At 64.2% G+C, this 1,183-nt stretch carries 1 protein-coding gene; it reads left to right on the forward strand.

The features are described 5' to 3' along the window. On the forward strand, positions 1-1,149 hold a 1,149-nt coding region (locus AB0O58_RS26750; protein ID WP_366239038.1), incomplete at its 5' end, for an IS30 family transposase. Between the last annotated feature and the right edge of the window lie 34 nt (positions 1,150-1,183).

Here is a 1,183-nt window from a genome sequence, read left to right on the forward strand (position 1 = left end):
GGGGTCCACCTCCGGACCGCGCAGGACTGGGACGGGGGCATCCGCAAGATCGGTGGTGCGCGCCTGCACCCGGATGGTCGACGTATCGACTACAAAACCGGTATGACAACGTTCGTCACCGCTGCTCAGAGGCCGTCGCTGGCCCGCATCGAGTCCACACTGCACCCTCGGTATCTGACGGTGACCGACCGTGAACACATCGCCGACCTGCGTCGAGCCGGGTGTTCGCTGCGTGAGATCGGACGCCGCCTCGGCCGGGCGGCCTCGACCGTCAAACGCGAGATCGACACCTACGGCATCGCCGACGAGTACCACCCGCACCGGGCACATCGGCTGTGGGCTATCTCGCGTGCCCGGCCGAAACCGGCGAAGCTGGCGGCACAGGGTTCGCTCCGGTCCTACGTCGCCGGCAAACTCGCCCTGCAGTGGTCGCCCGAGCAAATCTGCCACGCTCTAGTTGTCGACTTCCCCGATGACAAGGCGATGCGTGTGAGCACCGAAACGATCTACCAGGCCATCTACGTACAGTCGCGCGGCGGACTACGCCGAGAAGTTGCTGCCGCATTGCGCACCGGACGTACTCGCCGCGTACAGCACCGCTCACCCGAGCAGCGCACCTCACGATTCGTCGATGCGATGGTGATGATCTCCGAGCGGCCGGCGGAGGTCGCCGACCGCTCCGTGCCCGGGCACTGGGAGGGTGATCTGATCGTCGGTACTCGATCGGAGTCGGCGATCGTGACATTGGTCGAGCGTTCTACCCGGTACCTGCTTCTCGGTCACCTCCCCGGCGGGCACACTGCAGAGGAGGTCCGGGACGTTCTGGTTCCTCTGATCGGTTCTCTCCCAACGCATTTGCGCGGTTCACTGACGTGGGACCAAGGGTGCGAGATGGCAGCGCACAAGCAGTTCAGCGTCGCCACCGGGGTGCCGGTGTACTTCTGCGATCCACACTCACCATGGCAACGCGGATCGAACGAGAACACAAACGGCTTGCTACGCCAGTACTTCCCCAAAGGCACGGACCTGTCCGTGTACAGCGCCACCGACCTCGAGAACGTTGCCCACCGCCTCAACTCCCGTCCACGCAAAACGCTCGGCTGGAAAACTCCAGCCGAGCGTTTACGTGATCTACTGACAGGCATCTGACCATCAGGTGTTGCGAGGACCCCTAGAATCCGCC

Origin of the sequence: Rhodococcus sp. NPDC080181 (genome assembly GCF_040702225.1) — a bacterium.
Classification (GTDB): Bacteria; Actinomycetota; Actinomycetes; order Mycobacteriales; family Mycobacteriaceae; genus Rhodococcoides; species Rhodococcoides fascians.